15 protein-coding genes, 6 tRNA genes and 1 pseudogene are annotated in these 21,936 nt (G+C 61.3%); 13 read left to right on the plus strand and 9 right to left on the minus strand.

What is annotated here, in order from left to right:
• Positions 1–91: 91 nt before the first annotated feature.
• On the minus strand, positions 92–1,438 hold the full coding sequence (locus tag FQ668_RS08600) for a class II 3-deoxy-7-phosphoheptulonate synthase (RefSeq protein WP_010952895.1): 1,347 nt from the start codon (positions 1,436–1,438) through the stop codon (positions 92–94).
• 116 nt (positions 1,439–1,554) lie between these two features.
• Here FQ668_RS08600 and FQ668_RS08605 point away from each other — a divergent pair, with 116 nt between their 5' ends.
• Positions 1,555–2,310 (plus strand): spermidine synthase, encoded by a 756-nt coding sequence (locus FQ668_RS08605; RefSeq protein WP_019437432.1) that lies wholly within the window; start codon positions 1,555–1,557, stop codon positions 2,308–2,310.
• A 317-nt stretch (positions 2,311–2,627) separates the two neighbouring features.
• Positions 2,628–4,341: pseudogene (locus FQ668_RS08610) on the plus strand (DEAD/DEAH box helicase).
• Between the two features lie 73 nt (positions 4,342–4,414).
• Here FQ668_RS08610 and FQ668_RS08615 read toward each other — a convergent pair.
• Entirely contained in the window at positions 4,415–5,182 is a 768-nt protein-coding gene (locus tag FQ668_RS08615; protein ID WP_019437431.1) for a class III extradiol ring-cleavage dioxygenase, read from the minus strand.
• A 101-nt stretch (positions 5,183–5,283) separates the two neighbouring features.
• On the opposite strand from FQ668_RS08615, the gene FQ668_RS08620 reads away from it, so the two are divergent.
• Positions 5,284–5,934 (plus strand): thiopurine S-methyltransferase, encoded by a 651-nt coding sequence (locus tag FQ668_RS08620; protein ID WP_019437430.1) that lies wholly within the window; start codon positions 5,284–5,286, stop codon positions 5,932–5,934.
• A 179-nt stretch (positions 5,935–6,113) separates the two neighbouring features.
• Here the strand turns inward: FQ668_RS08620 and htpX are convergent, their stop codons facing one another.
• Both htpX and FQ668_RS08640 read right to left on the minus strand, forming a co-directional pair.
• Positions 6,114–7,001 carry a protease HtpX gene (gene htpX, locus FQ668_RS08630; protein WP_010952899.1) on the minus strand — a complete coding sequence of 296 codons (888 nt, stop codon included), beginning with the start codon at positions 6,999–7,001 and terminating at the stop codon, positions 6,114–6,116.
• Between the two features lie 508 nt (positions 7,002–7,509).
• Positions 7,510–8,721, minus strand: coding sequence for a pyridoxal phosphate-dependent aminotransferase (locus FQ668_RS08640; protein ID WP_012271123.1), 1,212 nt, complete (start codon positions 8,719–8,721; stop codon positions 7,510–7,512).
• A 167-nt stretch (positions 8,722–8,888) separates the two neighbouring features.
• Between FQ668_RS08640 and msrB the strand changes: the two genes are divergently transcribed.
• Together msrB and FQ668_RS08650 are read left to right on the plus strand one after the other, a co-directional pair.
• Positions 8,889–9,284, plus strand: coding sequence for a peptide-methionine (R)-S-oxide reductase MsrB (gene msrB / locus FQ668_RS08645; RefSeq protein ID WP_010952901.1), 396 nt, complete (start codon positions 8,889–8,891; stop codon positions 9,282–9,284).
• 13 nt (positions 9,285–9,297) lie between these two features.
• A complete protein-coding gene (locus FQ668_RS08650; RefSeq protein WP_010952902.1) occupies positions 9,298–9,786 on the plus strand; it encodes a glutathione peroxidase in 489 nt (162 codons plus the stop codon).
• Here the strand turns inward: FQ668_RS08650 and FQ668_RS08655 are convergent.
• The gene (locus FQ668_RS08655) at positions 9,776–12,133 is read right to left on the minus strand and encodes a response regulator (RefSeq protein WP_014591949.1); all 2,358 of its coding nucleotides are present in this window, start codon (positions 12,131–12,133) and stop codon (positions 9,776–9,778) included. The genes FQ668_RS08650 and FQ668_RS08655 overlap by 11 nt on opposite strands.
• Before the next feature lie 204 nt (positions 12,134–12,337).
• Between FQ668_RS08655 and FQ668_RS08660 the strand changes: the two genes are divergently transcribed.
• Entirely contained in the window at positions 12,338–13,225 is an 888-nt protein-coding gene (locus tag FQ668_RS08660; RefSeq protein ID WP_014591948.1) for an ATP-binding protein, read from the plus strand.
• A complete protein-coding gene (locus tag FQ668_RS08665; protein ID WP_003247105.1) occupies positions 13,226–13,708 on the plus strand; it encodes a GAF domain-containing protein in 483 nt (160 codons plus the stop codon).
• Between the two features lie 189 nt (positions 13,709–13,897).
• Here FQ668_RS08665 and FQ668_RS08675 read toward each other — a convergent pair whose 3' ends face one another.
• On the minus strand, positions 13,898–14,665 hold the full coding sequence (locus FQ668_RS08675) for a hypothetical protein (protein ID WP_014591946.1): 768 nt from the start codon (positions 14,663–14,665) through the stop codon (positions 13,898–13,900).
• Positions 14,666–14,998: 333 nt separating this feature from the next.
• On the opposite strand from FQ668_RS08675, the gene FQ668_RS08680 reads away from it, so the two are divergent.
• The 6 genes from FQ668_RS08680 (at position 14,999) to FQ668_RS08715 (ending at position 15,786) form a co-directional block, all read left to right on the plus strand.
• Positions 14,999–15,074: transfer RNA gene (locus FQ668_RS08680), tRNA-Glu, on the plus strand.
• A 2-nt stretch (positions 15,075–15,076) separates the two neighbouring features.
• A tRNA-Gly gene (locus FQ668_RS08685) sits at positions 15,077–15,152 on the plus strand.
• A 166-nt stretch (positions 15,153–15,318) separates the two neighbouring features.
• Positions 15,319–15,394 (plus strand) — tRNA-Glu (locus tag FQ668_RS08695).
• Positions 15,395–15,397: 3 nt separating this feature from the next.
• Positions 15,398–15,473: transfer RNA gene (locus FQ668_RS08700), tRNA-Gly, on the plus strand.
• 159 nt (positions 15,474–15,632) lie between these two features.
• Positions 15,633–15,708: transfer RNA gene (locus FQ668_RS08710), tRNA-Gly, on the plus strand.
• A gap of 2 nt (positions 15,709–15,710) precedes the next feature.
• A tRNA-Gly gene (locus FQ668_RS08715) sits at positions 15,711–15,786 on the plus strand.
• A 230-nt stretch (positions 15,787–16,016) separates the two neighbouring features.
• On the opposite strand, the gene FQ668_RS08720 is transcribed toward FQ668_RS08715, so the two are convergent.
• The 3 genes from FQ668_RS08720 to FQ668_RS08730 form a co-directional block, all read right to left on the minus strand.
• The gene (locus tag FQ668_RS08720; protein WP_019437429.1) at positions 16,017–17,483 is read right to left on the minus strand and encodes a hypothetical protein; all 1,467 of its coding nucleotides are present in this window, start codon (positions 17,481–17,483) and stop codon (positions 16,017–16,019) included.
• Between the two features lie 81 nt (positions 17,484–17,564).
• Complete coding sequence (locus tag FQ668_RS08725; RefSeq protein ID WP_144180003.1) at positions 17,565–19,739, minus strand: autotransporter outer membrane beta-barrel domain-containing protein; 2,175 nt, start codon at positions 19,737–19,739, stop codon at positions 17,565–17,567.
• Positions 19,740–19,916: 177 nt separating this feature from the next.
• Positions 19,917–21,911: a hypothetical protein gene (locus FQ668_RS08730; RefSeq protein WP_144180006.1), complete on the minus strand. Its 1,995-nt coding sequence runs from the start codon at positions 21,909–21,911 to the stop codon at positions 19,917–19,919.
• Positions 21,912–21,936: the final 25 nt, after the last annotated feature.

The raw sequence follows: 21,936 nt of genomic DNA on the forward strand, positions 1-21,936 counted from the left end.
GGCCTGCGCTCGGCCTCCTGAAGTCGCAATCTGCGTCGCCTGAACTACCGCGCGCTTAGAAGCAAGATCAAAAGCGAAAAGCGAAAAGCGCTCAGCGCCGCACCTGCTTGAGGGTTTCGGCAATCAGGAATGCCAACTCCAGCGACTGATCGGCATTCATCCGCGGATCACAATGGGTGTGATACCGGTCAGACAACGCATCCTCGGTGATCGGCCGGGCACCGCCGATGCATTCGGTGACGTTCTGCCCAGTCATCTCGATATGGATACCGCCGGCATGGCTGCCCTCGGCCTGGTGTACTTGGAAGAACTGCTTCACCTCATCCAGAATCTGCGCAAAATCGCGGGTCTTGTAACCGCTGCTGGCCTTGATGGTGTTGCCGTGCATCGGATCGGAACTCCACAGCACCTTGCGCCCCTCGCGCTCGACAGTGCGGATCAGCCCCGGCAAGTGGTCGCCAACCTTGCCCGCGCCCATGCGCACGATCAGGTTCAGACGCCCCGGGTCGTTGGCCGGGTTGAGCGTGTCGATCAGGCGGATCAGCTCTTCGGGGTTCATGCTCGGGCCAACCTTGACCCCGATCGGGTTGTGCACGCCACGCAGGAACTCCACATGAGCGCCATCGAGCTGGCGGGTGCGGTCGCCGATCCACAGCATGTGCGCCGAGCAGTCGTAGTAGTCGCCAGTCAGGCTGTCCTGGCGCACGAAGGCTTCTTCATAGTTCAGCAGCAGCGCTTCGTGGGCTGTGAAGAAGCTGGTTTCGCGCAGTTGCGGCGCACTGTCCAGGCCACAGGCACGCATGAACGCCAGGGTTTCATCGATGCGATTGGCCAACTGGTGGTACTTGTCGGCCAGCGCCGAGTTGGCAATGAAGTCCAGGTTCCACTTGTGCACCTGGTGCAGGTCGGCAAACCCGCCTTGGGCGAACGCGCGCAGCAAGTTGAGGCTGGCGGTGGCCTGGTGGTAGGCCTGCAGCAGGCGTTCCGGGTCCGGAATGCGGCTTTTGGCGTCGAAACCGATGCCGTTGACAATGTCGCCACGGTAGGCGGGGAGGGTGACGTCGCCGATGGTTTCATCGCCAGATGAGCGCGGTTTGGCGAACTGCCCGGCCATACGCCCCACTTTCACCACCGGGCAGCCGGCGGCAAAGGTCATGACAATGGCCATTTGCAGCAACACCTTGAAGGTGTCGCGGATTTTTGCAGCCGAGAACTCGGCGAAGCTCTCGGCGCAATCGCCGCCCTGAAGCAGAAAGGCACGGCCTTCGGTGACCTCGGCGAACTGCCGGCGCAGCTCGCGCGCCTCACCCGCGAACACCAGCGGCGGGTAGCTGGCCAGGGTCTGTTCAACCTTCAGCAGGTGCGCGGCATCGGGGTAGGTCGGTTGCTGCTGGATCGGCAGGGCGCGCCAGCTGTCGGGGCTCCACGGTTGGTTCATCTTGGGCTCGGTCTTGTCGGTTGTAGGCTATGGGCCATGGTAACAGTTGGCGCTGCGCTTGTTGCATCAAGGGTGTTGGCGGACAATGCGCGTTTTTGCGCAGGTGGGTGGTGGACATGACGGCGGAACGGCAAGAGCGGCTGCTGGCACGGGTAGAAGATGCTTTTGGCGTCATCAGCGTGTACGAAGTAGACGACTACCGATTTCTGGAATTCGGCGATGCGATCGAGCAAAGCTGCGTGTTCACGGCCGACCCCAGCTGGCTGGAGTACGACTACACCCGCGCCATGCTGGTGGGGGCGCTGTGTCACGAACTGCCGGAGAGTGCGCTGTTTCTGGGCCTGGGCGCCGGCACGCTGACCCAGGCCTGCATGAAGTTCCTGCCGCTGGAAGACATCGAGGCCATCGAGCTGCGCCCGGATGTGCCGCGCCTGGCCATGGATTACCTGGGCCTGGACGACGACCCGCGGCTGTATGTGCGCATCGGCGATGCGCTGGAGCTGCTGCCCACGGCAGAGAAGGCCGACCTGCTGTTCGTTGACTTGTACACCGACCATGGTCCTGGGGTCGGGCACCTGGCGTGGAACTTTCTGGAGAACTGCCAGCAGCAGCTGAACCCGGGCGGCTGGCTGGTGATCAACCAATGGGCCACTGATGATGGCAGGCCGCTGGGCGCGGCATTGCTGCGCGGGTTGTACCACCGGCATTACTGGGAACTGCCTGTGAAGGAGGGCAATGTGATTCTGCTGGTGCCGGCAGACCTGGAGCAGTCGCTGGACCTGGACGGTTTGAGAGCCCGGGCCGAGGCGCTGGCGCCGCGTTTGGGGTACAGCCTCGAGGGGCTGATCCGCGAGATTCGGCCGGCTACCTGAAAGGCTCAACCGCTCCGACACCGAGCGCGTAAGGCTTAAAGGGATTATCGATTCAGCCTGTTGCGCGCGATGGCCCGATACTGGCCCTGCCTCCATGAAAATTTTCCTCACGTACGCGACTATTTCAGGTATAGTACGCGCCGGTCTTTTAGCGGACCTCAAAATCAGGTGGTGCAAATCCTCCGAGTCCAGCTTCGGCTGCGCGTCCGCTAGGCGGACCTTCCCAAGTTTTCTTTTTCAATCGTTTTCGCAAATCCCCGCCGCCAAAGCTGCCTGGGTGACCTGACGGTCTTTCAAGGCATGTGCAGCTTTGGAGCATGGGTCTTTGCGGATGCACCTAGAGGCAGACCCATGACCCAGGAAACCGGCGGCTTCGCCGCTCTCGATCTTAACCCGAACATTGTTGCTGCCGTTGTGGCTACCGGCTACGAAGAGCCGTCCGCCATTCAGCAACAATCGATCCCGATCATCCTCGCCGGTCACGACATGATCGGCCAGGCGCAGACTGGCACCGGCAAAACCGCTGCCTTCGCCCTGCCGATCCTGAACAAGATCGATGTGAGCAAGCGCGAACCGCAAGCCCTGATCCTGGCGCCAACCCGTGAGTTGGCGCTGCAAGTTGCTACCGCTTTCGAAACCTACGCCAAGCAGATGCCGGGCGTGAACGTTGTCGCCGTCTACGGTGGTGCCCCGATGGGCCCACAGCTGCGTGCGATCCGCAACGGCGCGCAAATCGTCGTGGCCACCCCGGGCCGTCTGTGCGACCACCTGCGTCGTGACGAAAAAGTCTTGTCGACCGTACAGTACCTGGTACTGGACGAAGCCGACGAGATGCTGAAGCTGGGCTTCATGGACGACCTCGAAGTGATCTTCGACGCAATCCCGGCTACCCGTCAGACCGTACTGTTCTCCGCAACCCTGCCGTCGTCGATCCGTTCGATCGCCGAGCGTCACCTGCGTGAACCCAAACACGTCAAGATCCAGACCAAGACCCAGACCGTTACCGCGATCGAGCAGGCCCACCTGATGGTCCACGCGGACCAGAAGATCCCGGCTGTGCTGCGTCTGCTGGAAGTGGAAGAGTTCGACGCGCTGATCGCCTTCGTGCGTACCAAGCAAGCCACCCTGGACCTGGCCGCCGCGCTGGAAGCCAAAGGCTACAAGGCTGCTGCACTGAACGGCGATATCGCCCAGAACCAGCGTGAGCGCGTGATCGACTCGCTCAAGGATGGCCGCCTGGACATCGTCGTCGCCACCGACGTCGCTGCCCGTGGCCTGGACGTACCGCGCATCACTCACGTATTCAACGTTGACATGCCGTACGACCCGGAGTCCTACGTACACCGTATCGGCCGTACTGGCCGTGCCGGTCGCGATGGCCGTGCACTGTTGCTGGTTACCCCGCGTGAGCGCCGCATGCTGCAGGTGATCGAGCGTGTTACCGGGCAGAAGGTTGCCGAAGCGCGCCTGCCGAATGCCCAGGCCGTGCTGGATGCCCGCATCAAGAAGCTGACCTCGAGCCTGGCGCCGCTGGTAGCCGAAGCAGAAGCCACCCATGGCGAGCTGTTCGACCGCCTGACCACCGACCTCGGTTGCAGCGCGCGCGCCCTGGCTTCGGCCCTGCTGCGCAAGGCCACCAATGGCCAGGCGCTGGACCTGGCGGCGGTAGAGCGTGAGCAGCCGCTGGTGCCGAGCTTCGCCCCGCGTGGTGAGCGTACCGAGCGCGGTGAGCGTGGCGAGCGTCCTGATCGTGGTGACCGTGAGCGCCGTGCACCGCTGCCGTTGGCCGAAGGCCGCGTGCGTTGCCGTACCGCCCTGGGTGCCCGTGATGGTATCGCTGCCAAGAACCTGCTGGGTGCGATCCTCAACGAAGGTGGCCTGGCGCGTGACGCTATCGGCCGCATCCAGGTGCGCGACAGCTTCAGCCTGGTCGAGCTGCCGGAAGACGGCCTCGAGAAGCTGCTGTCCAAGCTCAAGGACACCCGCGTGGCTGGCAAGCAGCTGAAGCTGCGTCGCTACCGCGAGGATTGATCCTGGCGTAATGAAAAAATCCCCGGCTTAGGTCGGGGATTTTTTTTGCCTGTACCGGCCCTTTCGCGGGCCTTCAGTCGAACCGATAGATGTCCATCCCCAGCGCGCCCAGGGTAAATCCCTGATGCACCACGCCGAACTTGCTCCCGGCCCCAAGGGCAAAGAACAGCGGCAGCAAATGCTCATCACTGGGATGGTTGCGCACCGCAAACGGCGCCTGCTGCCGGTAATCCAGCAACGCCGCCTGGTCATCCTCCTGCAGCCGGTCTACCACCCAACCCCTGAACGCCAGCGCCCACGGCTCGATCACATCCGGCCCTGCATGCCAGTCCAGCTCACCCAGGTTGTGGGTAATGCTGCCCGAACCCATCAGCAGTACATCCTCGGCACGCAACCCCGCCAGTGCCTGGCCCACCTTCAGCTGCAGCGCCGGCCCCATGTGGCTGGGCAGTGAAACCTGCACCACAGGAATGCGCGCATCTGGATACATCAGCGACAGCGGCACCCAGGCGCCATGGTCGAATGGGCGCTGCATGTCCAGCCGCGCGGGTAGCCCCGCAGCCTTCAACCGCTCACTGACCTCGCCAGCAAGCCCGGGCTCGCCCGGCGCCGGGTACTGCACCGCATACAGGGCCGGTGGGAAGCCGTAGAAGTCATGCCAGGTTTCGGGCTGTGCGCTGCCGGTGACCAGCAGCTCGCGGCTTTCCCAGTGTGCCGACACCACCACGATCGCTTTCGGCCGAGGCAGCGCGTTGGCCAACCCGGACAGTGCCGGCCCGCTGGCGCCGGGTTGCAGGGCAAGCATGGGGGAACCATGGGAAATGAACAGGCTGGGCAGCATGGCGGGGTCCTGAAGGTTAAGATGCAACCATCTTCGATTAAGTACAGATCGAAATCCAAACCAAGTTTTACCGACAAATCATCAAAAAATCGGGAGTGATCATGGAACCAGCGTTCTGGCAGCAACGGTGGGCCGACAACCAGATCGGCTTTCACCAAGCGCAGGTGAACCCCTATCTGCAGACGTATTGGCCACAGTTGCAGTTGGCGCCCGGCAGCCGTGTGCTGGTGCCGTTGTGTGGCAAGAGCCTGGACTTTGCCTGGTTGGCAGGGCAGGGCCATCGCGTATTGGGTGTGGAGCTGTCGCGGCGGGCGGTGGAGGATTTTTTCCGTGAGCACGGGCTTGAGGCCGAAGTGCGGCAGCAGGGCGCATTTGAGGTTTGGCGCAGTGGAGATGTGCAGCTGTGGTGTGGCGACTTCTTTGCCTTGCGGGCAGAGGATGTGGCTGACTGCGTGGGGCTGTATGACCGGGCGGCGGTGATTGCGCTGCCGGTGCAGATGCGTGCGCGGTATATGCAGCTGTTGTCGGGTTTGCTGCCGGCGAATTGCCGTGGGTTGGTGGTGACGCTGGAGTATGACCAGTCATTGTTGGCCGGGCCGCCGTTTTCGGTCAGGGATGAAGAGCTGAGGCAGGGGTTTGCGGGGTGGCAGGTGGAGCAACTGGAGGCTGTGGAGGTGATTGAGGAGAGCCCGAAGTTTGTGCAGGCCGGGGCGTCGAGTTTGTTGGAGCGGGTGTACCGGCTCAGCCGGTAAGCAGATAGGGCAGGCTGCGCCGACCCATGTGGGAGCGGGCGTGCCCGCGAAACAGGCGACGCGGTAGATGGCACCGGCTTTGCCGGTGTTCGCGGGCGCGCCCGCTCCCTCAGAAACTGCGTGAGGCCGGGTGAATAAAAAAGGGCGACCGAAGTCGCCCTTTGTTTTTATCAGGTGGATCAGCCGCGCTGGCGCAGGGCCTCGATGCGGTCTTCCAGCGGTGGGTGGCTCATCAGCAACCCAGCCAGGCCGTGCTTGAGGCCGCCATTGATGCCGAAGGCCTTCATGGTGTCCGGCATGTGCACTGGCAGGCCTTGTTCCACGCGCAGGCGCTGCAGGGCGCCGATCATTGCCGCGGTACCGGCCAGCTGCGCACCGGCTTCGTCGGCGCGGAATTCGCGGCGGCGCGAGAACCACATCACGATCATGCTGGCCAGGATGCCAAGGATCAGCTCGGCAACGATGGTCGCCACATAGTAGGCAATGCCTTGGCCCTCTTCGTTCTTGAAGATGACCTTGTCGACAAAGTTGCCGATGATGCGTGCAAAGAACATCACGAAGGTGTTCACCACGCCCTGCACCAGCGCCAGGGTGACCATGTCGCCGTTGGCAACGTGGCCGATTTCGTGGGCCAGTACCGCGCGCACTTCATCGGGCGAGAAGCGCTCCAGCAGGCCCTGGGACACCGCGACCAGCGCGTCGTTGCGGTTCCAGCCGGTGGCGAAGGCGTTGGCCTCGTAAGCCGGGAAGATACCCACCTCAGGCATTTTGATGCCCGCTTCGCGGGACAGCTCTTCGACCGTTTGCAGCAGCCATTGCTCGTGGCGGGTGCGCGGCTGGCTGATGATCTGGGTGCCGGTGGTCATCTTCGCCATCCACTTGGAGATGAACAGCGAGACGAGGGAGCCGGCAAAGCCGAACACGGCGCAGAACACCAGCAGGCTGCTGAGGTTCAGATCGACCCCGTTGGCGGCCATGAACCCGTTGAAACCGAACAGGCTCAGGGTAATGCTTGCAACCAGCACCACCGCGAGGTTGGTGGCTACAAACAACAGAATGCGCATCATGGTTGTTACGTTCTCCTGACGGATGAGTTGTCGCTTACTGCGGGGTATATAAGGGGCCTGCCGCGCCGATTCAATCGGGGGACTATTTCAAACTGTGTACGGCGGAGTATGGCAGAGGATGGCGTGGGGGCTGTGGGATAGAGCGTTGCAGGATGTAAGAAACATTCGGCTTGGGGTTGCGTCAAGGCCGCTGGGTGTTTGCCGCAAGTGGTGTGGCGCCTGTGAGATCGAGCGCCGCCCGCGCGGCGCTTCGCGGGTAAACCCGCTCCTACGTTTGTTTCGGACCAATTATGCCTGTGGGATTTGCGCGCGAACGCCCTGGCGCATGGCTCGATATCGCGTCGTACGAACAAGGCGATCGCGCGCTCCTGGCACAGGATGGACTGGCCCGAAACAAACGTAGGAGCGGGTTTACCCGCGAAGCGCCGCGCGGGCGGCGCTCGATCTGCGCCCCACCACCACCACCTCGTCGAACCTCTCGTCGCCCCCACGGCGCTCCCATCAAATCCTACTGCGAATAACCCTTCAGGAAATTGCCGATCCGGCCAATTGCTGCTTCCAGGTCATCCACGCGCGGCAAGGTCACCACGCGGAAGTGGTCCGGCCACGGCCAGTTGAACGCCGTCCCTTGTACAATCAGCAGCTTCTCTGACAGCAGCAGGTCAAGGGCGAACTTCTCGTCGTTGAGGATCGGGCAAACCTTCGGATCGATCCGCGGGAACGCATACAGCGCCCCCATCGGCTTCACGCAGCTGACACCGGGGATATCGTTGAGCAGTTCGTAGGTGCGGTTACGCTGCTCCAGCAGGCGGCCTGGCGGTAGCACCAGGTCGTTGATGCTCTGGTAGCCGCCCAGCGCGGTCTGGATGGCGTGCTGGGCCGGCACGTTGGCGCACAGGCGCATGTTGGCCAGCATGTCGATGCCTTCGATGTAGCTTTGTGCGTGGTGCTTGGGCCCGGAGATGATCAGCCAGCCGGAGCGGAAACCCGCCACCCGGTACGACTTGGACAAGCCGTTGAATGTCAGGCACAGCAGGTCCGGGGCCAGCGAGGCGGTGCTGATGTGCACGGCTTCGTCGTACAGGATCTTGTCGTAGATCTCGTCGGAGAACACCACCAGGTTGTGCTGGCGCGCCAGCTCCAGCATGCCCAGCAGCAGCTCCTTGGAGTAGACGGCGCCGGTCGGGTTGTTCGGGTTGATGATCACCAGCGCTTTGGTGTTCGGGGTGATCTTGGCCTTGATGTCCTCAAGGTCAGGGAACCAGTCGGCCTGCTCGTCGCACAGGTAGTGCACCGGCTTGCCGCCGGCCAGGCTCACGGCGGCTGTCCACAGCGGGTAGTCGGGGGCCGGGATCAGTACTTCGTCGCCGTTGTTGAGCAGCGCCTGCATCGACATGACGATCAGCTCGGACACACCATTACCCAGGTAGATGTCCTCGATGGTGACGCCTTCGATTTCCTTCTGCTGGCAGTACTGCATCACGGCCTTGCGTGCGCTGAACAGGCCCTTGGAGTCGCTGTAGCCCTGTGCGGTGGGCAGGTTGCGGATCACATCCTGAAGGATTTCATCAGGCGCCTCGAAGCCAAACGGCGCCGGGTTGCCGATGTTCAGCTTGAGGATGCGGTGGCCTTCCTCCTCCAGGCGTTTGGCGTGCTTGAGCACTGGGCCGCGAATGTCGTAGCAGACATTGGCGAGCTTGTTCGATTTGCTGAACTGCATGATGGGATCCCGATTGAGAAAACGCGCTACGCCCCGCCGAAAGGTTTGAAAGGGCAGGAAGCGGGTGCCAGACTGAACGCCTGGCACACGAAGCCAACTAATATACGTGCCACCCGCGCCCCGGAAAAGACGGTGTGGGGTGAAATTCAGCCTGCCGAGGTTTCTACATGAAAAAGATCGAAAAAACCCTGGACGAATGGCGGTCGATGCTCGACCCCGAGCAGTACCAGGTCTGCCGCCTCAAGGGCACCGAACGGCCATTCAGCGGCAAGTACAACAGCGAGCGCCGCGACGGCATCTACCACTGTATCTGTTGCGGCCTGCCGCTGTTCGATGCGCAGACCAAGTTCGACGCCGGCTGCGGCTGGCCGAGCTTCTACGCGCCGATCGAGGACAGCGCGATGATCGAGATCCGCGACACGTCCCACGGCATGATCCGCACCGAGGTCACCTGTGCCCGTTGCGACGCGCACCTGGGGCATGTGTTCCCTGACGGCCCGCCACCGACCGGCCTGCGTTACTGCATCAACTCGGTGTGCATCGACCTTCGTCCGCGCGACTGACCGGAGCCCGATCATGGCTGCAACGATGCTGAACATCCCCTGCGTGACCCTGGGCGGCGAGCACAAGACGCTCGGCGACTTCCCGGGCAAGGTGCTGTTGGTGGTCAATACCGCCAGCCAGTGCGGATTTACCCCGCAGTACAAAGGCCTGGAGCAACTGTGGCAGGCCTACCGCGACCGTGGCCTGGTGGTACTGGGTTTCCCGTGCAATCAGTTCGGCAAGCAGGAACCTGGCGATGCGCGGGAAATTGCGCAGTTCTGCGAGCGTAATTTCGGCGTGAGTTTTCCGCTGTTTCGCAAGGTCGAGGTCAACGGCCCGGGCGCTCACCCTCTGTTCGTTGAACTCAAGCAACGCGCGCCGGGTATTTTGGGTAGCCAGAAGATCAAGTGGAACTTCACCAAGTTTCTGGTCGACCCGGCCAGTGGCCAGGTCAAGCGCTATGCCCCCACCACCAAGCCACAGGCCCTGGAGGCGGACATCGAGCGATTGCTCAGCCGCTGAAGGGCACCCAATGGTCGACCAGGGCCAGTAGCTCTTCGCGGCGGAAAGGCTTGGCCAGGTAGTCGTTCATGCCCGCCGCCCGGCAGCGTTCGCGCTCTTCGGGCATCGCGTTGGCGGTGAGGGCGACGATGGGCAACTCGGGCCAGCGGCCGCTTTGGCGGATACGCCGGCTGGCCTCGTAGCCGTCCATCACCGGCATGTTGCAGTCCATCAGCACCAGGTCGAATTCCTCACGCGCCAGCAGCTCAAGGGCTTCCGCACCCTGGGTGGCCAGTTGCACCTGGCAGCCGAGCTTGGCCAGCATGCCCTTGGCCACCAGCTGGTTCACCGGGTTGTCTTCTACCAGCAGTATCCTCGCACGGCCTTGCTCCTGGGTAAGGACCGGGATGGCCAGCGGGTGTTCGGGCTCATGGCCTTGCAACGTGCGGCGCAGGGTCTGGTACAGGGCGTTGCGTGCCAATGGTCGGGCCAGCTGGTGCAGCGGTGCCAAGGCCAAGGACTGCTCGTTGGGCAGGAAGTTGCCGTAGGCAGTCACCAGCAGAATCGGGGTTTTCAATGCCGGGCGCAGTTCGAACAGGTGCTCGACGTCGTCGGTGATCAACAGGTCGACCACTGCCGCATCCAGCGTGGCGTAACTGTCATGGCGCTGGTAGGTCAGGCCCCAGGCGGGCAGCAAGTGCTGTAACAGTTCATTGAGCCCGCTGCCGGCTGCGCTCAGTGCGGCCACGCGGCCATGCAAGGGCGCTGGCGGGATGGCTTCGGTGTGCACGGTCAGCGGCAGCTCGGCGGTAAAACTGCTGCCAAAGCCCGGCTCGGAGCGAATGTGCAGGTGGCCTTGCATGGCCTTGCACAGGTTGCGCGTCAGCGCCAGGCCCAGGCCGGTGCCACCGTACTGGCGGGTGATGCCGGCGCCGGCCTGGGTGAAAGGCTGGAAGATGCGCGCCTGGGCGTCTTCGGGGATGCCGATGCCGGTATCCCGTACCTCAAGACGCACACCACCGACAATGGCCGCCAAGCGCACATCGACGCGGCCGAAGCGGGTGAATTTCAGCGCGTTGGACAGCAGGTTGCTGACGATCTGCCGCACACGCGTGGGGTCGCCGAGCACGCTGCTGGGGAAGTCGCTGGCGATCAGGCAGGTCAGCTCCACACTTTGCGCGGTGTTCTGCGACAGCAGGTTGGCAGTGTCTTCCACCATCGAGCCCATGTCGAACGCAATGCGTTCCAGTTCCAGCTGGCCGGCATCGAACTTGGACAAGTCGAGAATATCGTTCAGCAGCTCTACCAGCACCTTGCCCGAGTCGTGGGCGATAGCCAGTTGCTGGCGTTGTTCGCTGGGCAGCGGGTTGTCCAGCGCCAGGGCGATCATGCCCAGCATGCCGTTGAGCGGGGTGCGGATTTCGTGGCTCATGTTGGCCAGGAAGGCGGCGCGAGCCTGGGCCATGTCCAGCGCTCGGCTGCGGGCTTGTTCCAGCTCCTGGTTGGACAGGCTGAGGCTGCTGTTGCTGGCCTTGAGCTCGTTGGTGCGCGCCGACACGATGTCTTCCAGCTCGTTCAGGTACTGGGTCAGACGGTTTTCCGCAGTGCGCCGCTGTTCGATCTCGGTGGCCATGCTGACGAACTGCTGGTTGGCGACCTTCACCAGCACGCCGATTTCGTCATGCTCATGTCCGTGTGGGCATTCCAGGCGCGTTTGCCGGGGTTTGCGCGGGTCGCTGCCGCTGAGTGCGCCAATCACCGTCACCAGCGGCTTGGTCAGCATCATGTAGAACAGCGCCAGCAGGAGGCCGGTGAGCACCAGGCTGCGGGCAAAACCATTGAGCAGGGTGATGCCGGCACGTTCGAGAAAGCGGCTGCCGAAGGCGAAGGTGTCGATGTCCAGGTACAGGGTGCCCAGGTATTGCTCCGGCATCTGGGTCAGGTACAGGCGCTCCTTGAACTGGCGTTGCTCGCCGAACAGGAAGTCGCTGAGTGGCCGGGAGCGGTCCTGCAGTTTTGGCCGCTCGACATCGGCCAGTACCGTTTCGTTGTTGTCGATCAGTCGTGCGCGGATGACGGCCGGCGACTGCAGCAGGCCGCGGGTCAGCTCCAGCGCCAGTTCCGAGTCGATGTTGTAGGCGATGCGCGAGGCCGGGTTGTGGCTGATTTGCAGCAACGCGTTCACTTCACGGTTGATGGACGCGTCTTCGCTGGCATAATCGATGCCGATCTGGATGAGACTGAGCAATGTTCCCAGGATGAAGCCGACCAGGACTGTCAACCGGGCTTGCTTGTATGACAGGCGATTGGTGAACTTGATATCCATGAGTCCCGAGCCGGTTTCCCGTTCCTTGCGCTGCGCAAGCATAGCCGAATAGCCCCGGCTGCTGGTGGGTCTGTCTGTTCATTTCAGTTGATCGCCAAGCGGGGGCCGCTTGGCGCCCCTTCGCGGGCTTGCCCGCTCTCACAGGTACAGCTTAGCCCCAGGCTGAAGGCAAGCCCTGTGGGAGCGGGCAAGCCCGCGAAGGGGCGCGCAGCGGCCTCCAAAAAACTGAAATTGTTAGGAGTCGTCATGGACGCTCGCTTGATCGCTTTTCTGGACCGCGCCGAATCGGTACTGGCGCGCCTTGAACCCCTGTTGCCGGCACAACGCCCGCACATCGACTGGGGCACCACACTGGCCGCGCGCTGGCAGCGTGATGGCCGCAGCGGCTACCTGCTGCCGCTGGACGTCAGCCTGGACATCCGCCTGACCGACCTGATCGGCATCGACAAACAGCGCGACCAGCTGGGCCGCAACACCCACCAGTTCATCAACGGCCTGCCAGCCAACCACGCGTTGCTGTGGGGCTCGCGTGGTACAGGCAAGTCGTCGCTGGTACGTGCCCTGCTGGCCGAGCACGCCAGCGCCGGCCTGCGCCTGATCGAAATCGAACGTGACCACCTGGCCGACCTGCCGCGGGTGGTCGAGCAACTGCAGAAGCTGCCGCAACGCTTCATCCTGTTCTGCGACGACCTGTCGTTCGAAGCCGGGGAGGGCGATTACCGGGTGCTCAAGAGTGTGCTCGACGGCTCGCTGGAGCAGGCCCCGGACAACGTGCTGCTGTACGCCACCTCCAACCGCCGCCACCTGGTGCCCGAGAAGGAAAGCGACAACGAGAACTGGAAGCGTGTCGACGGCGAGCTGCACCCCAGCGAAGCGGTGGAGGACAAGATTGCCCTGTCTGACCGTTTTGGCCTGTGGCTGTCGTTCTACCCGTTCACCCAGGACCACTTCCTGAACGTTGTCGAGCACTGGATTGGCCAGTTGGCGCAACCTGCTGGCCTTGCCTGGCAGCGCACCGAAGAACTCGACATCCTCGCCGTGCGCTGGGCCACCGGCCGCGGTAACCGTAATGGCCGTTGTGCCTATCAGTTCGCCCGCTACTGGGTCGGGCTGCAATTGCTGGAGCAAAAGTAAATGATCGACCTCAATGCCAGTGGCGCCGGCCTCGACGGCTATAACCTGCTGGCGGCGCAAGTGCAGGCGCTGTTCGCCGACGAGCGTGACTTCATCGCCAACGCCGCGCAGTTTTCCGCGTTTCTGTATAACCAGGTGGACGACCTGAACTGGGCGGGGTTCTACCTCAACCGCAACGAAGAGCTGGTGCTGGGCCCGTTCCAGGGCCAGGTGGCGTGTGTTCGCATTCCGTTCAGTAAAGGTGTGTGCGGGGCCGCGGCGGCAACGCGGCAGACCCAGCGGGTAGAAGATGTACATGCATTCCCGGGCCACATTGCCTGTGACAGTGCCTCCAACAGTGAGCTGGTGATCCCGTTGGTGAAGGACGGCAGGTTGATTGGCGTGCTGGACCTGGATAGCCCGACGGTCGGGCGGTTCAGCGAGGCGGACCAAGTGGGGCTGGAGCGGTTGGCGGCGATCTTTCTGGCGTTGACTGACTGCTGATCGATGTTGCCTGTGCCGGCCTTTTCGCGGGCAAGCCCGCTCCTACAAGGGCCTGTGTCCGGCCGCCGATGTGTGTCCACCTTTGGTGTAGGAGCGGGTTTGCCCGCGAATACGGTGGCGGCGGCCGCGATGAATGACCAGGGATATTGGCCAGCAGCCCCGGCCCTTTCGCGGGTACAGGTTAACCAATCAGTCGTAGATCACCTTCTTCTTCCAGGTTTCTTCCTCATCGGTCTTGAGCCCATCGGTCAATTCGTTGTGCTCGTCCTCCGCCGGTGCCATGCGGTCCAGCACCTGGGCATTGGCCCGGGCCAACAGTTTCTCAAGATACGTCAGCTGCTCTTCATACACCTTAGGCTCGGGCTGCTTGCGCAAATACTGCACACCGCGCTCGAAGGCCAGGCGCGCCTGGCCGGGCTGGCCTTTTTGCAGGGCCTGTTGGCCGAGGTTGTTGAAGAACTCTATATGCAGCAGCACCAGGATATGGCGGATTTCCTTGACCCAATGCTTGGCCTCGACGGCGGGCAAGAAGCCCTCATGGGCAGCGCGGGTCACCTGATTGTGCAGCGCCTCCAGCAAGAAGCGTACGTCCTTGGCCTTGATCTCGGTGTGGATCGGGTTGGGTGGGTTGTTGACCGGGATCTTGTCGCCCAGGGCAATCAGCCCTTCCAGTTCGGCGATGCGCGCCTTGTATTCGGCATTGCGCTTGTCCACCGCCAGCAGGCGCTGGTTGAGGTTCAGCTCCAGGCGGGTCAGCAGCAACTTGAGGGGCGGGGTCATGAACTGGCCGGGGAACGTCTCGGTAATCTCGCCACAGCGGCGCAGGCGGTCGGCGAGCTCGATCTTCGTCCGGGCGCGTTCAAGCTTGCCATTCTCGACCACATTGTTGAGGTAGCCGATCACGATCAGCAAGGCGATGCCCGCCACGATGAGCAGGGTGATCAGAAGTGGTGTCACCGTTAATGCCTCATGAATAGGTTTGCATGATTGAGTGTAGGAGCGAGATTGCTCGCGAGAGGCCCTGACAGCCATTCTCTTTTTCTATCGGCAAACTGTGCCATGACTGGATGCTGGCACATTAATGCTGACTTGACGCCAGAAAATCAACGCCAAACCCTGGCAGGGGTACCAAAACAGCGCTGGGTGTACCCGGAAGTCATTGATTTAAATAAATTTCTACAAAGGGGTTGACGCCTTCCCGAACCATCCATAGAATGCGCGCCACTTGCAGCGTAAAGCACACAGCGAAACGCGGCAGGGAGTGAAAGCAGGCAGTAATGCCAGCAGCGTGTCCCCTTCGTCTAGTGGCCTAGGACACCGCCCTTTCACGGCGGTAACAGGGGTTCGAGTCCCCTAGGGGACGCCAATGCGGGAATAGCTCAGTTGGTAGAGCACGACCTTGCCAAGGTCGGGGTCGCGAGTTCGAGTCTCGTTTCCCGCTCCANGGAATAGCTCAGTTGGTAGAGCACGACCTTGCCAAGGTCGGGGTCGCGAGTTCGAGTCTCGTTTCCCGCTCCAGTTTCTCCGGCACTGCTTAACGGCGGGGCAGGAAAAGAAAATCCAGGCTGAATCGTGAGGTTCATGTTCTGGTGCACTGAAAAGTGTTGTGTGTCCCCTTCGTCTAGTGGCCTAGGACACCGCCCTTTCACGGCGGTAACAGGGGTTCGAGTCCCCTAGGGGACGCCAAATGCGGGAATAGCTCAGTTGGTAGAGCACGACCTTGCCAAGGTCGGGGTCGCGAGTTCGAGTCTCGTTTCCCGCTCCANGGAATAGCTCAGTTGGTAGAGCACGACCTTGCCAAGGTCGGGGTCGCGAGTTCGAGTCTCGTTTCCCGCTCCAGTTTAAATACTGTGGCGTCTATGCGGTGCAGTGGTGGTGAAGGCTGTAAAGGCGCTTCACGCCGAACGTGGTAAAGCTTCAAATTGCGGGAATAGCTCAGTTGGTAGAGCACGACCTTGCCAAGGTCGGGGTCGCGAGTTCGAGTCTCGTTTCCCGCTCCANTGCGGGAATAGCTCAGTTGGTAGAGCACGACCTTGCCAAGGTCGGGGTCGCGAGTTCGAGTCTCGTTTCCCGCTCCAAATCAAGATCTACAGAGTTCCATGAGATTCTGTAAATCCTCGAAAACAGACGCTTCGGCGTCTTTTTTCGTTTCAGCGCAGTTCGCCCAAATCCATCATCAGCCTTGAAATTCAATGTGCCACTGCTAGGCGCCCTTCGCACAGACGACAGTGCAAAGCCTGCGGGGGCTTTGAGGGCGTGGTTCCTTGTCGAAGCCGGTTTCCTTGATCAGCAGAGGGAGTGGTTTTTGTCAACCCACCAGTGTCACGGGTACGTAAGGGAACGGGATCCAGGTGAGTTTGTTGTCCACGCTGAAATAGCACAGGATGTCGATCTGATAAGAGACCGTGAACACGCTCAGCGCTGCCGGGGTTACCGAACCTACCGTCATGATCCCTGTTGCCGACGTTACCGGGGTCGCGTCTGTGACCACGACAGGAGCGTCGCCTCCATCGTTACGCTTGCCGGTGATGTGCAGCCTGACGAACTGACTGGTATCCCTGAGTGGCCACGTGTTGAGGGTAAAGGTGGCTTGGTCTCCCATCCCACTCAGGCTCAGCTCACCACTCTGGATCGCCTCACACTGAGGCGCGGGCAGATTGGTGGGGGTTCGTACCGTCAGCGTGTGAAGCCCGGATGTATGAGTTGTGCCGCGACGGGTTACCGTGTAATACAGCGCAAGGCTACTGCCCATGCGTGCCGCAACGTTGGTTCTGGGGATGGGGCAGGCAATGTCGCCGGTAGCCACCTCGACGGGGGCGTCATAGGCGCCGTGTTCCCCTGGGTTTGCCCAGTATACCCTCACGCTGTCAGCGGGCTCGAAGGGGTTACCCGCTTTTATGATGATGGTTGCGCCATTCGAGGCCCGAACCGGGTCCAGCGTGCTGCTGCTTCCCGTACTGCCCGTTTCCTTCAGGTAGGGTGTGGAGAAGTTCACGGGTAACGGAGTGGGTTTGGCGTCCAGCAGCACAATTTGCGACTGTAGTTCTGGCGTGCCCAAATAATCCTGAACCGTGTACCGCGCATAGCGTAGGCCGTCAGCCATATCACGGATGTGCTTGCCTGGGATGATCACCTTCAGCGGTTTGTTGATGTCTCCCTGTGTTACGGGCCTGCTCCCCGCCTGGTGCATGCCGGAGGGGGAGGTGGACCAATACCAGGTCAGCACATCACCCACACGGATACCTGAATAAAGGGGCACAGTGGCCTCCAGTTCTTCATTGTGCTCCACCAGATAGGCGTCGGTGACACCGTTTTGGACTACCTCAGGGTCGAACACCAGCATGTTGTCCGCCGGTAGTTGAGGGGGCGTTCGGTCGATGGTGATGTGAAAGGGTAGTGAAGACGAAGGGTTGCCGCTGTAGAGCTTTACATGATGAAACAGGGTATGTCTCCCCTCGCTGAGCAACAGGTGTTGCGGTACGTGGAGGAACAGGTCGTCCTCGGGCACCGGCGCTGTCCATGACTTTTGAGCGACTGCTGTATCGTCCCAGTACAGCGTCAGCGTTTCCTCACCCATTGCGGGATTGGAGTTCTTCCACATCTTGAACCTGACTTCAAGCGGCTGATGCGTTGCGCTGAAACGCAGTAAATGGGTTTCGCCACCCTCAAGGTCTGGTAGCAGCGCCGCGATCTCGGGTGGATCGAGTGGGTCTGCCTGAGTGGTCCGCCCCTTGAGCGAGGACCAGAGTGAACGGATCAGGGTAATCAATGGCATGGCTTGGTCTCCTGTCAAGGACAAGCATTGAGTGCTGATTTGTGCCCTGCGTGCGCCGGACTGCGCCGCAGGGTGCTGCAATCACCAGTTGTAACGGACGCCCACGCTCACCCCCCAAGGCTGTTCGAGCTGCTCGCCGTTGGCATAGTCGAACTCCGCATGTACCTGCCATTGCTGGTCCCAGGCTGCCACCACACCGGCGCCCAGTTCGGCGCGCGAGCCCGCCAGGTCATTGTCGAGGCTGTTGCCGTTCACCTTCACGCGGTTGTTGTTGACGAACTCGTGAGCCCCGGCAACCCGTACATAAGGCTGAATCATGCGGCCCTGGCCGTAGTCGAAGGTGCGCCCGGCAGTTGTACCCAGCTTGCCCTGCAGCGAGCGGGTGTCGTCACCGCTGGCCTGCAAGCCATTGGCCAGGTGATACGACTGACCTTCGATGGCCATGGCTGCCAGTTGGGCATAAGGCTCGATGAAGTAACCATCCTCCAGCTTGATATGCCGACCGGCCTCCAGTGACACCCCGATGCCGTGATTGCTGTAGTCGCCTTTGGTCTTGCTGCCATCACTCAACTGCACATCGGCACGGTTCTGGTAGCGGTTGACTTTTACAACGCCATCGAAGTAGTAGCCGTTTTGCGAGTCGAGCCAAGTGGTGTAGGCCCCCATGTGGTAACTGTCGACCTTGCCCGAGCTGCCGCCCTGCAAGTTGAGGTCTGAGTTGCTGTAGCCCGCTGTGACCCCGATCAGCCAGTTGCCATCGCCGATTGGCAGGCGACCGTCGGCACCGAACGACAGCCCTTGTTGCTGCTGCTTGTAGCCGAAGCCGGAGGTAGAAGCGTTGAACTGGTTGCCATAGCTGCGCATCCAGCCACCCGATGCGCCGTCGTTACGGCGTACCTCACCCATGCGGCTGCGCAAGGTGGTAAGTTCGCCATACCAGACGGTAGGGGCGGTATTGGCCAGTGCCAGGATGGTCTTGGTGCCATTGCTGAGCGAGCGCATCGAGGCGTCCAGGTACCAGTCATTACCGCGCTGGGTCAGGCCATAGGCGAAGGTGCCCAGGTCAACCGGGCCGCCAGCCAGCGAGAAGCTCGCATCGCCTGCGGCGGTATGCACCAGATGCAGTTCGGTGTCGGCCAGCGGGTCTTTGCCTGTGCTGGTCACGCGGATCTCATGGTTGCCGGTGGCGGTACCCGTCACCTCGAGCAGGTCGCTTTTGCCGTCGGCAAAGTCGGCGTTCATGATGAAGGTGCCGCTACCTTCCAGGTTGGCCACCTGCAAGGTGTAGAACTCGCCATCATCACCAAACGCCACTGCGCCGCCGTCCAGCGCCAAGTCCTTGAGCTGTGCGTCGCCAGTCATGGTCCATTGGCCACCGCTGTTCAAGGCCAGCAGGTCAAGGTTGTGCAGGCGGCCTTTGAGGGTTGCCTGGTTGGCCAAGGTCAGCTTGCCGCTGCCGCCTTCGGCGACGACGATATCGCCCTCCAGGGCGCTGGCGCTCACCACGATGTCGGCGGTGCCGACGGCGCCGACTTCCACCAGTGTGCCATTACCGGCCTTGAGGGTGGAGCCGTTCAATACCTCGATCCTGGCACTCGCCGGTGCGTTCCCCGCCGTAGCGACGGCAATGGCAGAACCGTTCAGGCCCTCTACGTGGCTGGCATCCAGTACCACTGTGCTGGTTCCGGCGGGCTGGCCGCTGTCGCCACGCACGCGGAGGCCATCCTGGTCGCCGACGATGCGGCTGCCTGCAGTGGCCTGCAGGTTGCCATCGAACAGGTTGATCCCGGCACTGTTGGTGTTGGTGCCAGTGACTTGGCTGGCTGACAGCGTCAACAGGCTATTGTTGATGACCGCGCCCACCGCGCCGCCGCTGATGGTGCTGTCAAACGCGTCAACCCGTGCGTCGCTGCCTATGGACAGGCCCTGGAAGGCAGATGTCACGCGGCTGTTGCTGATAGTGGCCCCGGCCGCGCTGATGCGCAGGCCTGCGGCGTTGCCAGTGGCGTTTACCTGGCTACCATTGAGCACCAGCCTTGAGCCCTCCAGCACCCTGATGTCACGGGTAATGGCGCCGTTGGCCGTGAGGGTGGCGCCGTCCATTACCGTGTAGTTGTCAAGTGCTGCGCTGCCATCGATCGTTGTGTCATTCTTGATCAGTGTCTGGGCCCAGCTGTCCGGGCTGAGCAGAAGCGCAGGGGCCAATGTGGCTGCGCGCAGAACCTGGCGTAGGGGCAAGGGGGAGAATGCTGACATACGAATACCTGTGTCTTGTCCAAGTCGGAACCGGCCAGCGCCTGTTGCAGGCTGGCCATTGGCGCCGAAGTCTATGGATTTAGCGGACATTTCCTGTAGGAAAAGCCTGATTAAGCTCGCGGCTTTTCCTATCTATGAGCGCGGGCTACCTTGCCAGCCCGTCCTTGGGCGCCCCGTTCATGGAACCGCACAGGTGCCTGTTCCAGCAGTGCCCAGGCTGACCACAGCTTCGGCTGTTTTCGATGTGACGGTTTCTCCCCCGTGCTGGAAGCTGTACTGCACGCGGCCGCGACCATCCGCGCCAAAACCAGTGGGGTCATAGATACTGAGGATGTGGGGATTGTAGGGTTTGACTTCCCAATAAAAGCCCTCAGCCGCTTCTGCTGCGTTGATTGTGCGGGTCTCGGTCAGTCTGGCTTCTGGGATCTCATTATCCCCGGTGTAGCCACCCCATCCAGTCCATGTCAGGGTTACCTCACCGCCATTGGGCAGGTACTGGTTCAGTGGTGGCACGAACACCTTGAACGCAGGGTCGCCAGTTGGCTTCAGTGGGTCTTCCCAAAGGGATTCACAGTTGAGGAATCTATTATTGTACAGACGTTGAAACTCGGGAGCCTCCGGCTCGATGACAACGGCGTTGGCATTGACCATTGCAGTAGGCGAATTTTGCTCGTTACCTGCCCCGGTCGCTTTGCGGATGGTGTAGTGCACCGGTAACGTGGGGTTATTGCTGGCATTAAGTATGTAGGTCCAGGGAAGCGGTCGCTCGATATCTGCAGGGTGGCTTAAATCGACATCATACCTAGCCTCGGTGACCAGCGTGCCGGCCCAATAGAATTCCATGATGTCAGTATCTTTGGCATCGTCATGACGTTTGACCTTGAACGTTGCCGCCTCGCCGGTATCACTCCGATCCAGCACGTTTTCCTGTTGAGAGTTCTTGCCCCAGACCGCAGGGGCGTCGAGTTTGCTGTTGATGGGGTCTGGCCAATCAGGGTCGGGGTCGGGACGGCCGGGGCCTGCGACAGAGAAATCAACCTTCAGCGTGGTGCTTTCAGGGCCATAGGGAACACCATGGCGCAGTACACGATAACTGACGTCGGTCTCAAGTTCGGTATCTGCGGCGCCATAGGCTTCACGCAGGCGATCGGGCGGTACACTGATGTAAAACGGCAGATTACGCGAGCCAATCTCTTCGGTGAAAGGTTTGGAGGTGCCCCAGGTGACCTCGACAATGTCGCTTCTCCGATAGTTGGTATAGTCGACTTCAACCGTGACGCCTGCCTGCGCATCGGCCAGGTCGATCATGCCATCACCTTGGGCGAGGGGTACTACCGGCGCTTGCAGCGCGGTGGGTAATGACCCAAGGTTTACATAAACCTCTGCGATCTTGGAGATGCGGCTGCGGTTGGTGGCTTTATCCAACAGGATATAAACAATGTAGAAGTGACCGTCACTCAGGCTTTCTATGTCGGTCTTGGTTATCAGCAGTTCCCGGTTCGCGGGTAGTGTGCCATGACCAATGGGGGGCGGTATTTGCCCCTCAACCGGAACGGTGTCAGAGTAATAAAGTGCGTAAGTATCCTTTTCGTCCTGATCAGTATAAGGCGGTAATGTTACTGTCAGGCCGTTTGGGTTGGTGCTGAAAAAAGCGTCTGTCACCACGTTTCCATTGAGTGCCGCTGGTTCAGGTTCAACAGCATCCCACGGTGGTGTTTTATCGAAAATCAGATCGATTGCGGGAGAGTATTCTGGCGTAGGTGTATTGTACCTGTCGATTCTATAGCGCAGTTGGCGCTTGCCATCATGGGGGTAATCAGCTTTGGGGATCTGCAGCGTCGTAGGGAATACACTGTCCTTATCGTATTGGGCGCTGGCGCCAACTTCCAGAAAGTCACCGACACCTGGCCCGTCAACGATAGCCATTTCCAGTTGCAATGTGTCCTTGTCACCCTGGGTTGGGTCGGGCAGGTTTAGCCATGCCCGTATGAGCACATCAAGGTCCGCATCGAGGACGTCCTTGTTCAAGGTCCCGTCCGCTGGGTCGACTATCCCTTGGACTTCAGGGGGCGCCACGTCATCGACCTGCTGCGCCGCCAACCTGGCAACACGCTGTTTTTGATAGTCAAGACGTGCTTTTGCTGCAAGTAGACGTGCCGAGTCATTGCTCATGCGAAGTGCTCCCATACACATCACG

The organism is Pseudomonas sp. Kh14 (genome assembly GCF_900291005.1).
In the GTDB taxonomy this organism is placed as follows: domain Bacteria; phylum Pseudomonadota; class Gammaproteobacteria; order Pseudomonadales; family Pseudomonadaceae; genus Aquipseudomonas; species Aquipseudomonas alloputida.

Excerpts from the sequence above, each read along its gene's own strand:
- FQ668_RS08600 (WP_010952895.1), bottom strand. The coding sequence starts at position 1,438 with ATGAACCAACCGTGGAGCCCCGACAGCTGGCGCGCCCTGCCGATCCAG.
- FQ668_RS08605 (WP_019437432.1), top strand. The coding sequence starts at position 1,555 with ATGACGGCGGAACGGCAAGAGCGGCTGCTGGCACGGGTAGAAGATGCT.
- FQ668_RS08615 (WP_019437431.1), bottom strand. The coding sequence starts at position 5,182 with ATGCTGCCCAGCCTGTTCATTTCCCATGGTTCCCCCATGCTTGCCCTG.
- FQ668_RS08620 (WP_019437430.1), top strand. The coding sequence starts at position 5,284 with ATGGAACCAGCGTTCTGGCAGCAACGGTGGGCCGACAACCAGATCGGC.
- htpX (WP_010952899.1), bottom strand. The coding sequence starts at position 7,001 with ATGATGCGCATTCTGTTGTTTGTAGCCACCAACCTCGCGGTGGTGCTG.
- FQ668_RS08640 (WP_012271123.1), bottom strand. The coding sequence starts at position 8,721 with ATGCAGTTCAGCAAATCGAACAAGCTCGCCAATGTCTGCTACGACATT.
- msrB (WP_010952901.1), top strand. The coding sequence starts at position 8,889 with ATGAAAAAGATCGAAAAAACCCTGGACGAATGGCGGTCGATGCTCGAC.
- FQ668_RS08650 (WP_010952902.1), top strand. The coding sequence starts at position 9,298 with ATGGCTGCAACGATGCTGAACATCCCCTGCGTGACCCTGGGCGGCGAG.
- FQ668_RS08655 (WP_014591949.1), bottom strand. The coding sequence starts at position 12,133 with ATGCTTGCGCAGCGCAAGGAACGGGAAACCGGCTCGGGACTCATGGAT.
- FQ668_RS08660 (WP_014591948.1), top strand. The coding sequence starts at position 12,338 with ATGGACGCTCGCTTGATCGCTTTTCTGGACCGCGCCGAATCGGTACTG.
- FQ668_RS08665 (WP_003247105.1), top strand. The coding sequence starts at position 13,226 with ATGATCGACCTCAATGCCAGTGGCGCCGGCCTCGACGGCTATAACCTG.
- FQ668_RS08720 (WP_019437429.1), bottom strand. The coding sequence starts at position 17,483 with ATGCCATTGATTACCCTGATCCGTTCACTCTGGTCCTCGCTCAAGGGG.
- FQ668_RS08725 (WP_144180003.1), bottom strand. The coding sequence starts at position 19,739 with ATGTCAGCATTCTCCCCCTTGCCCCTACGCCAGGTTCTGCGCGCAGCC.
- FQ668_RS08730 (WP_144180006.1), bottom strand. The coding sequence starts at position 21,911 with ATGAGCAATGACTCGGCACGTCTACTTGCAGCAAAAGCACGTCTTGAC.